This is a genomic window from Streptomyces sp. SID1328, assembly GCF_009865595.1.
Classification (GTDB): domain Bacteria; phylum Actinomycetota; class Actinomycetes; order Streptomycetales; family Streptomycetaceae; genus Streptomyces; species Streptomyces griseoluteus.
Map to the genome: position 1 here is coordinate 1 of NZ_WWKH01000326.1, position 10,645 is coordinate 10,645.

6 protein-coding genes are annotated in these 10,645 nt (G+C 68.4%); 5 read left to right on the forward strand and 1 reads right to left on the reverse strand.

Features of this window, described 5'->3' with window-relative positions; genetic code table 11:
• Positions 1-413 precede the first annotated feature (413 nt).
• The 4 genes from GT030_RS09525 (at position 414) to GT030_RS09540 (ending at position 4,359) form a co-directional block, all read left to right on the forward strand.
• The gene (locus tag GT030_RS09525) at positions 414-737 is read left to right on the forward strand and encodes a WhiB family transcriptional regulator (RefSeq protein WP_161200717.1); all 324 of its coding nucleotides are present in this window, start codon (positions 414-416) and stop codon (positions 735-737) included.
• A gap of 742 nt (positions 738-1,479) precedes the next feature.
• Entirely contained in the window at positions 1,480-2,316 is an 837-nt protein-coding gene (locus GT030_RS09530; RefSeq protein ID WP_161200718.1) for a hypothetical protein, read from the forward strand.
• A gap of 62 nt (positions 2,317-2,378) precedes the next feature.
• Positions 2,379-3,548: a hypothetical protein gene (locus GT030_RS09535; protein ID WP_161200719.1), complete on the forward strand. Its 1,170-nt coding sequence runs from the start codon at positions 2,379-2,381 to the stop codon at positions 3,546-3,548.
• A 1-nt stretch (position 3,549) separates the two neighbouring features.
• The gene (locus GT030_RS09540) at positions 3,550-4,359 is read left to right on the forward strand and encodes a DUF4238 domain-containing protein (RefSeq protein ID WP_161200720.1); all 810 of its coding nucleotides are present in this window, start codon (positions 3,550-3,552) and stop codon (positions 4,357-4,359) included.
• 1,002 nt (positions 4,360-5,361) lie between these two features.
• Here GT030_RS09540 and GT030_RS09545 read toward each other — a convergent pair.
• A complete protein-coding gene (locus GT030_RS09545; RefSeq protein ID WP_161200721.1) occupies positions 5,362-6,453 on the reverse strand; it encodes a hypothetical protein in 1,092 nt (363 codons plus the stop codon).
• A gap of 1,040 nt (positions 6,454-7,493) precedes the next feature.
• Here GT030_RS09545 and GT030_RS09550 point away from each other — a divergent pair.
• Positions 7,494-10,645 (forward strand): HD domain-containing protein (locus GT030_RS09550; protein WP_161200722.1); only part of this gene is annotated, 3,152 nt, incomplete at its 3' end.

The window sequence follows — 10,645 nt, forward strand, 5'->3', positions numbered from 1 at the left end:
CCGTGGCCCGGCCCGGCCGCCCCGCCGCCGTACTTCCCGTGCCTGCCGTCCTGTCGCCCCCCGTTAAGGCCGCGCTACGCGCTATGCCCGCCCGCGCCCCGGTCACAGTGCCGCTGCCGCGCTGTGCCGGCCCACGCGCCCGGTCCCGCCGGACTGGGCATGCGTCCGGCCGCCCGCGCCGAGTTGCTGCTCGCCGTGCGCCGTCCCACCTCAGTCGCCTGCCGGGGCCGCACGGCTGTCTCCGTCAAGCCGGGTCTTGGCCGCGGTCCGGTCATAGGTGGCGCGCCGACGGGCTACCACGGATGCGGTGATTCGGCATAAAATGCCACGAACCTCTGCCGGGACTGCGGCGCTCGGGAGTGCCGTGCCGCAGCCGTTGCGCCTGGCCGCACGCGGTCATGGAGAGGTGTGTCATGACCTGTTCGTCCAGTGGACGCCCGGCGGCTTCCGACTGGCGCGATCAAGCATCGTGCGTCGGAGAAGATCCCGACATCTTCTTTCCTCTCTCCGACCTGGCGGCTCCCGGGACAGAGGCCGCCCTGGCCCGAGCGATATGCCGCCGTTGTCCGGTCATCATCGCGTGCCGTACCTGGGCGCTCGATCATGGAGAGGACGACGGCATCTGGGGGGCCACCACGGCAGCCCAGCGCCGCGCCATCCGACGCGCGATGACGGAGCCCATCCCTGTGGTCAGGCGGCGCGGTGACGGACTCGGGAAGGAGTCGCTTGCCGAGTAGCACGGCAACGGTGAAGCGGAGACGTGCGCGCGCGTGTGCTGCTCGGAGCCTCGGAGGCAGTGCGGGGGACGCGTCGTACGACTGCGTCGAGGCGCCTGCGGTCCTCCGGTAGCCGATCAGCGCAGGCCGGTGACGTGCTGCTCCGACCGGTGCAGCCAGTCGGCGTGCCCGTCCTCGCCAGTGTGCGGCCACGACCTGCAAGTCATCGGCGGGCGCGACCCTGGCTGCGGCTACGGGCTGACTAGGTCGACTGGTTCGAGCTCCTGGCGCCGAAGGCCGACGCGGACAACGAGAAGGCGGCCCTTCGGCAAGGAGCGCGCGCCTCGCGGTCGGCGGTCCTGCTGCTCTCTGCCTGAGAGCGTCCCTGCGGGGCTTCTGCCCGAGCCCAGGGTGGCGTGTTCAGCGTAGTGGCGATTGGCGCGGGTGTTGCCCTGGGTGTCTGACGGGTGATCATTGGTGCTGCCTCCGGGGTGAGGTTGGCTGAGCGAGCGGGACAGTGACAGGACTCAGGTGCTTGCGTCTCGTCCTGGCAGGCACGGCTCCTGCACCCCGTAGGGCCGAAAGGCTGGGCACGGACAGCGACCAGTCGGGAGGAAAATTAGGCACGACCAAGGCACGGACAACTCGTTCGGGCCTTGGTCTCGGGCACGCCGGGACCGTGCCGTGAGCCCCTGCGAAAACCACTGCCGCTGCGGCAGTGGGCCTGCGACCATCGGGCAACGGTTCAACAAGGCGAGGAACGATGGCCAATTTCCGGTTCGGCTCGAACGACTACGGCGTCAACCTTCGAGCGCAGCAGCACGTCAACGTTTTCCCGGGCTGGGACGTCCATCGGCTTGCCCTGACCTTCGAAGTCACAGCCCATGGCGACTTCACCGAGGACGCCCCGTTCCTCGTCTCTGGCCGTCTGTGGACACATGAGATGCCTAGCTCCGCGAGCTGGATCGGCGTCCTGCACTCCTCGTCGGGGCCGATTGGACTGAAGCCGTTCGGGACGATGCTCTCGCTGGAGACGACCGTGACGGACCAGCAGTTGCGTGGCCTGGAGAAGCTGCGGGCGGGCGCCGACCTGTCCCTGCGCGCCGAACTCTCCCTGACCGCACTGGCAGAGACGAAGCACTGGCCCGTCGCCGACGACCAGGAGATCATCCGCGTCCCGCACGCGACGTGGAGCAACGCCCTCACCCAGCTGGATGCCGGCGCCTTCGTCGACGTCCTCATCCCGATCACCACCGTGGAGGCCCGGGCCACCGCCGCACGCCGCATCCGTGAGGCCAAGGATGCGATCCGTGACGGACGGTACGAGCACGCCGTCGCCCTCGCCCGGGCGGCCCTCGATCCGGTACGCGAGGCGTGCAAAACCAAGCAGCTCCACGACCAGGCGATGCAGAAGAAGGCTGGGGAACGGAACCAGGAGGAGCGCTGGGCGGTGCTCACCCAGAGCGCTTACGCCCTCTTCAGCGGCGCCCCGCACGACGACGTCGGCACCACCGAGAACTTCACCTGGACCCGCGCCGACGCCCTCGTGGCAGTCGCCACCGCCGCTGGCCTGCTCGCTCGATTGGAAGACCTGCCCTAACAGCGACTGTCAGCTCGCCGAAGAACCCTCTGTCCTACGCGCCGTTAGTTAGGTATTCAGACATGAGCACTAACGCTGCTGACTCCGCCTGGTTGCCAGACCACCAGCTGCACGTTGCGGCAACCCTGGCTCATGTCGATCAGACGGTCGACCGGGTCATACGGATGGTTCACGACTACACCGCTCAAGAGCCGCTCTTCCTCAAAAACGTCGTCGACGACGATCAAGTGCAGACAGTCGTGGCTGCGATAGCGCCACTTCCTGAGGCGATTCCTCGTCTTGTCGCTGACGCTCTCACCCAACTGCGTGCTGCGCTTGAACACACGGTGTACGCCGAGGTGCAGCACCTACTGCGGCGGTCTCTCACGGCGGAGGAAGCACGCAGCATCGAGATGCCGGCCAGCACGATCCTCGCTGACTTCGAGGCTTGGCTCAATCACCGCCGCAGGCGTGGGCTTCCACCGCTGCAGCCCAGTGCTCCCCTTGCTCAGCGCATCCGAGCTCTGCAGCCCTTCCAACGCCGCAATCCTGACGAACACCCGCTCAAGATCCTCGTTGAGTACACCAACATGGCCAAACATCGGCGGCCGACTGTTGCAGCAGCCCGCCTGGGAGCCGTACACCCCGACGCACCGAACCCCAGCCTTGCGGTCTCCCAGCCTCTCGAGCGGCGGCCACAGCCAGGTAGTGGGCAGCCGATCCATGTCAACGACATCATCGCGACGGCGCCGCGCGGCGCGTACATTCCCTTCTCGATCTGGACGACGGTGTCGCTGCAGCGTCCGCACACAGGCATCTGGAACAGCGCTGCCAAGGAACTGGAGTACTTGGAGGATTGGGTCCGCACCACAGCCATCCCGATCATCGTCACTGGCGGTCGCGAGGTCACGCCACTGCCGCCGCAGCTGGACATCTCCACCGGATACGACGATCTGCGCAGCGAACTGCCAGGAGCTGGAGCCGCCTCTGCCGCAGAACGAGGCGGACAGCGGATCCAGGCCGCGGTAGCACGCGCCGGCCTGACGGAAGTACTCGTCCCGCTGATGGGGAGGGACATGAGCGAGACGATCAGCGAGTGGGCGGCCACGCTTACCGACGACGCGGTGCTTGAGCGAGTGGACCGTCTGGCCCAGGCTCGTCATAGCCATCAAGAGGCACTCAAAGCCACTGGGCAGCTGGCTGCCGAAGTCCGTGAGTACATGGGCCGCCACCACGAGCCGGGCAGGGGCTGAGATGTCGGATCCGAAGCTCCACCACTATGTGCCTCAGAGCTACCTGGCACGATTCGGGCGAGGCGACATGGTCAGGGTGAGGCGCCGGTGCCCGTCGAAGACGCACCTCGCCAACGTCAAGAACATCGCCGCCGAGACTGGCTTCTACACGATCACGGACGACAACGGCCTGCCCTCCACGGCTATCGAGCACGAGCTCAGCGGCCTGGAAGGACAGGGGCTTGCCGCCCTGCGCCGAATAGACGAGACGGGAAAGCCCCCGGCCGTCGGCACCGACGACCGCGAGCTGCTCTGCCTCTACCTGGCTGTGCAGTTTGCCAGGACCCCGCGGCAGCGCACGGGCACGCTCTTCGGGCGCAACGTCACCGCGTACGCGAACGGCCGGGAGGTCGACCTGGCGCTGATGACCGAGTACCTCACACGCAAGCATCTCGGTCACCCGCCACGGGCAGCCGAAGCCCAGGGCGCCTGGGACTACTACCACGGCACGCGAGCGATGAACGCGGGAAACGACCCCACCCACGACGAAGCTGTCACCGCGACGCTCAGCTCTGTCCGGGTGTGCATCTCGCAGTACCGTGCTCGGCACTGGCGGCTCGAGACCAGCCGCAAGCCGAACTTCCTCACCTCCGATGCGCCCCTCGTACTCTGGCGCCCGGAAACTCCGGATGACGCCTACCGGGGGTTCGGCCTGGAAGGTGCCCACGAGATCAGGTTCCCGGTCAGCCCCACGGCCCAGCTCGTACTCATCCCCGGCCAAGGAACATCCGCCGAAGAGGTCAAGCTCAGCCGAGTGATCAGCTGCTGTTGAGTTGCATCGAGATGTCCCAATCAGGTTGCATTCACCTGTCTCACGTAACGCGGTCCGAGCTGCGATTATCGTCTGGGTTCTGTTCTGCCTCCGGTCAGGTGATGGGACATCAGTTGCAAACCTGCTGGTCATTTTGATGCAAGGCGATATAGCGCAGCACAAGGTAGGGAACCTTGAGCGCGGCCATCGAAGTTTGGTTGGTGCAAGAGGGGCCGGGTTATCAGGCCCGGGGCGTGGCGGGGCGTTGTATGGCGATCATGGCGGCGTCGTCGTTCAGGTGTCCGCCGACGTAGTGCAGTAGCTTGCGGCGGAGGCGGTCGAGGCAGCCCCACGCGCGTGGGAGACATGAGACCTCGACGGTGACCGCCGCGGCGTCAACGAGGCAGCTCCACGCGCGTGGGAGACATCGGCTGCAAATCGGTGATGGTCCGCATCCGGGCGAGGCAGCCCCACGCGCGTGGGAGACATACTTGCGGACCTGCGGTCCAGCCAGGGGATTGCTTTTTCTTTGCAGTTTTCGTGGATCGATTCCGTGATGGCTGCGCTACTCGCAGTCCCTTGGTGAATGTAGGGGAAAGAGCGGCGCGGGGTAACTCATTTGGTGTTTTCCCTTGGGGGGGCAAGCCATAGCCGGTCACCGCTGCCTGGGCTTCGTGTCGCGGCCGGACGGCCGCTGGCGATGGCCGAGAGGGTTGGGGGGCCGGCCTGGGAGGTAGCCGGCACTACCGGCGGCCGGCTGGCGAAGGATTGCAGCGCCCATCGTTGAGCCGGAGAGTGAGAGCGGGTCTCGCGCCACTGACGAGACAGGACGCCTGGGACGGCGGCCAGGGCGTCAGCACTGAAGCAGTCCTGCTGTTGGGGAAGACAGCAGATGAGCGGGATCTGCTGGAGCTGGATGGTTCCGGGCGGGCTGGGGAGAATTGCGAAGCCGCCTATCCCGCCGGTGAGGACACGAAGCGGGCTTACGGCGGGTGGGTTCACGTTCTGCTGCTGCTGTGGTTGTTAACGGGCCCGGGGCGCGGGGATCTGACTGCCCCAGTGGTGACCGCAGGCAGACCACTTACCACGGCCGCAAGGGCAGGCGCGGCTGCCGCGGGTGGGGTGGAAGGCACGCCAGTACGTACGGCGGGTGAGCGTGGCCGCTGATGTCGTTAGACCGAAGTCGTCCACGACGGCAAGGCCATCGTCGAGAAGGTTCAACATGTGCGTGCCGGCGGTGAGCAGAGAGTCAGCGATTGCGAAGGCTACGGTCGGTTCCAGAACTTGGACAGATTCTCCGTCGGTGAGTGACATGGGAGACCGTGCGTAGCTGCGCACCGTGACGGCTTTTGACGTGTGTACGAGCGGTGGCGTGGCGAAGGCGATTCTGGCCCCGAAGGCGGGGTGCGCGGCGTCGGAGAGCAGGTCGTACCACTTCGGGAACTTACCCTCGCCTGTTGCTTTGTTCAGCTTCTTCACGAGGGTGAGGACGTTGGTGGCCTGAAGCCCTTCGTGGCTGCCGTTCATCCTGGAGCCGAACCCGGCTTTTAGCAGGACGGGAGCGAGCGCCTCGCGGACTAGGGCGGGCCGTTTCACGGGGTCTTGGGCAGCAGCCTTGCCGGTCCGCCATGCCTGGGCGATGGCGCTCTGCTCGTCCACCAGCGATCCAGCTTCTTCGATCACAGCCCGGGCCGTGACAGCGCCGGAAGTGATACGCCATCGGGTCAGGTTGTCCAGGGTGTCAGCGAGGAGGTCCGCGCTGCGCCAGGCGTGGACGAGCCACCAACTGACCAGCCGTGTGTGCAGCTCAGGGTAAATGACGGCTGCCGCCGGATCGCGTAATCCAGCTTCAGACACCTGGTCCGCTGCCAAGACGGTTACCCCGTCGCTGGAGCGGACATAAACCCAGTCCTCGGCCTCTCGCTGGGCAAGCCGCTCCCATTTCTCCGCGGCACGGCCGGTCAAAGGGGTCAGCAGTACTTCGTTGGTTCCCGCGTCTTCGCTCATGCGACGCAGCGCGGAGACACGGCTAGCGAGTTCCGTGAGGGCGGCGGTGCGCTGAGTGCCCAGCGCGTCGGCAACCGCCTTGGTCAGTCCGGACGCATCCTTGTTCATCGCACAAGACCTTAGTGGCAAGTTCTTTGCTGCGGCGGTGAGAAAAATCCGCCGCAACGTGATCTTTGGCGGACACGGCTTAGCGGGGGGGCGCGTGAACTCGGCGGCTCCAGCGGGCGCATTGAACGCGAGCGGGGGCGCATCCTGGCGCAGCAAGGAGTCACAGCCCTGGCGATCCGTTGGTTCGGTGGGCCAGGTCAGAGCCCGGGCATCTGCGAAGCGGGGAGTCGAGCCCGTCTGCGAGGCAGCCCCACGCGCGTGGGAGACATGCAGCTAGGCCGTTCTTGGAGCCGGGGAGGAGCGAGGCAGCCCCACGCGTGGGAGACGTTCCGGGAGGACCTCGAAGTGGGGCCGGGGGACGGAGGCAGCCCCACGCGCGTGGAGACGTGCCCCCCTGGCCGGGCCTCGACCACTACACCGTCGAGGCAGCCCCACGCGCGTGGGAGACAGGTGGCCCGCCGGTAGGACCGGAGCGCGGCGAGCGAAACAGCCCCACACGCGTGGGAGACAGTGGGTAGTAGTCCACACCGAGCCGTAGGCCGCCGAAACAGCCCCACACGCGTGGGAGACAGGCTTGCTGACCTGCGGTCCGGCTGTGGCTTTGCTGCCCCATTGCCGTTGCAGGGATCTGCTTCCTGGGGCTTGCTGTCTCATGCAGCCTGGATCATCGAGTGGCGCCCTAGGGGCGCGGGTGAAATTGCTTGGGTCCTGTTTAGGGCTCAGGATGGGGCATCCCCTCACGCGGTGTGGGGTTGGAGGTGGGTCTTCAGGGTGGACAGGTACGCGCCGGAGACAGCCCCACACCTGTGGGGAGCGGATGAAGACATTGCCTCCACCTGCCTTGTGAAGCAGCCTCACGAGCTCCGTGAGGTACAGCGACGTCTGTCTACCGTAGCCTCAACCGGCGCTAGCCGTGTGTGCCTGGCATTGACATATAGCACGAAGAAGGCGCGGTATTGGCCTCTTTGTGAGATCTGCGCCGTGCGGGAGTTTGCTGTTGCTGTCGTGGAGTTCTTCCCGATTGCGGATGGCCAGCCGCGGTGCGCGAGGGGAGCAGCAGCCTGCCACTGGATCCGTGGGGCAAGTTCAGCCCGGCCTACGAGTTGAGCTATCCGAACCTGTTCCATCTCTTGGACACGGCGGCGGTCGCCGGAGCCTTGTGGGATCTGCATCTGAACCGGTTCCAGCGTCGCCTCATCGCGCGCGGTCTGGGGCTGACCGTGGGGCAGGCCCGGGGTGTCGTGATGTTCTGGGCGGGCGTGCACGACATCGGGAAGCTGAGTTCTTTCCAGCAGTGCGAGCCGGCCGCATGGTCCAGCGTGAGTCCGGGCTTGCGTGCGGATGCCGGTCGATGGCGGATGGTGCGGCACGACCGGGCTTCGATGCATGTCATGGTCGGTCTGTTTCGCCGGCTCGGGTATCCGGCGGCGGGCAACGCCTCGGTGGCGGTGCGGGCCGCGCAGGTCGTCGGTGGCCATCACGGCTGGTTCCATCAGGTCGATCTGCATGGGGCGGCCAGCGACGCGCGGGTGGCCGCCGAGCTCGGGGGCCCGCACTGGCAGGACCTGCGGTGGCGCTATGTGCTTGAGGTACGCCGCCGCACGGGGGGCAGCGCTGTTCCTGCCCGCGTTGAGGTGCCGGTGGCGGTGCTGGTCACCGGAATCATCATGGTCGCGGACCGGCTGGTGAGCCGGCCCCAGGTGTGGATGAGGCGCGCCGCCCACCCCGCTTTCACAGCGGCCGAGCACTACTACCGCGCCTGGCAGCCGGACGGCGTGGACACGCGGCACCCGTGGGCGGTGCGGCTGGTGAAGGACGCAGGACTGGAACGGGTTCGTCTGCCCGCCGCACCGTTCGCGGAGGTTCACGGCCACCCGCAGCCCACCGTCCTGCAGGCATCCGTGACGGCCGGCCTGCAGCAGGCGGTCACGGCGCACGGCAGCGGCATGGCGTTGCTGGTGGACCGCACTGGAGGCGGCAAGACGGCCGCGGCGTTGGAGATGTGCCGCATCCTCGGTGGGCCCATCGGTGCCGAGGGCGTGCTGTACCTGCAGTCCACGACCGCCCACGCGGACGCCGCGTACGACACGCTCGCCGCGTATGTCGCAGCCCACCGGCCCGAACGCGCGCCGGTCACCCTGGTGCGCCATCACGCCTGGCTCAACCCCGCCTACAGCGACGCCGATCTGCAAGCGTGTGCCGAGGGCCAGGTGACGCTGGACGACTGGATGGCTACCCCCTCACACGGAGCCACCGTCGAAGACTCATGCCGCCACGAAGACGTACCTGCCGCCGCTTCCATCGGCGCGGGCTGCGCTGAGAAAGGCTGTGCCCGCCCCAGGAACACGCGTGGTCGGCCGTCGAAGGCGGTGACACGCCCGGAGACCTTCATCTACGGCTTCGACCGCGCCCTGCTCGCGCAGTGGAGCGTGGCCACGCTCGACCAGGCGCTGATGGCCGTCCTCCCCAGCCGCTACAACGCGCTGCGCATGCTCGGCGTTTTCGCCCGCCCCGTCGTCATCGACGAGATCCACTCCTACAGCCCCTACACCCTGCAACTGCTGGAGACCTTCCTGAACTGGGCCGGCTCCGTGCACCTGCCCGTGGTGGCCCTGTCCGCGTCCCTGCCCGAGACCACCGCCCAGCGACTGCTGCGTGCCTACCTCACCGGCGCCGGCCACCGCGCCCGCGACCTGGCCCAGGCCGACCTGCGCGTGCCGTACCCGGGCTGGCTGTTCGCAGCGGCCTCGGACGCCTCCTGCCACCGTGCCGACGCGGCAACCTCCCGCGTGGCGGGGGACCGGCACCGTTCCACCGCCTCGGTGCGCCTGCTGCCCGCCCGCATCAGCAACGACGCCCCGGCCCCTCCCGCAGCCAGCGCCTACCCCGCCGACCGTGCACAGCCCGCGGACCATCTGGCTCTCATCGCCCAAGAGATCGAGCCGATCCGGAGGCACGGCGGCTGCGCGCTGGTCTTTCGCGCCACCATGGCTGACGCACAGGCGACCTACCTCCACCTCAAGACCCGGCACGGGCGTGGGACGGACGCGTTGAGGGCGGGGGAGGAGCTGGTGCTGCTGCACGCCCGGATGCCTGGCGAGCAGCTGCAGCCGGACACCCGACGCGTCAGGCATCTGCTCGGACCGCCCGCGCCCTCTCCCGCTGACGCCGGCTGTGCCGTAACCGGCCCGGCTGTCTTTGCTGAGTCTGCTGGGGCAGCCGCAGACGCCTGCCGGCGCCGTCCGCGCCGGCTGGTCGTGGTCACCACGAGCCTGCTGGAGTCCAGCCTGGACCTCGACGCCGACCTGGTGGTCAGCGATCTCGCGGACCTGCCGCGGCTGCTGCAACGCCTGGGCCGTCTCTGGCGCTTCGCCCACCTCGAGGCCTGCCGCCCGCCCGCCGAACCGCCGGATCGCCCCGCGCCTCCTGCCGGCGGCCGGCCACTCCCCGCTGCACCGAGGACATCCGGGCCGCACCGGGACCGGGGCCGTACGTGGCGCCCGGAGTGGGCCTGGCGGCGCGGCCCGGTGATGACCGTGCTGCAGCCGGTCGACGAGGAGGGGGCCACGGAGATCCCGGCTCACTGGCTCACCACGCACGACGAGTTCGCACTCCACCACACCGCCCACCTTCTCAGCCGCGACGGCGACGTGAGGGTCACGCTGCCCGACGACGTTCCCCGCCTCCTCGCCGCCCACCACCTGCACTCCCAGTCCGCAGCTGGCCTGAACCCGGCAGGTGTCTCCGGCGGCGGGCTTCCCGCGGAGCTGGCCGGCCTGCACGCCACCCATCTGACCCGCACCCGGCACCTGCAGCACCTGGCGCGGACACAGGCCGTCCCGCCGCCCTCCCGGGTGGGGTCGCTGGCCGACCTCCACCGCCGTCCCACCACCGCCGGGCAGGCCCCCACCCGCGACGGTGAGCATTCCGTGCGCGTCCTGCCCTGCTACCAGCAATCCGACGCCACCCTCACCCTGGACCCGGCCGGAGTAGTCCCCCTCCCCGACGGCTCCCGGCTCCCACCCGCGCAGGTACGCCGTGTTCTGCAGCGCACCGTCCCCGTCCCGCCCGCCTGGACAGCGGGCCTACCGCAGCAACCACAGCCCGCCTGGCCCGACGTCTGGCAGACCCACCCCCTCCTCAGCGGCCTCGTCCCCCTCGTCCACACCCCCAGCCCCCACCAGGCCCCCGA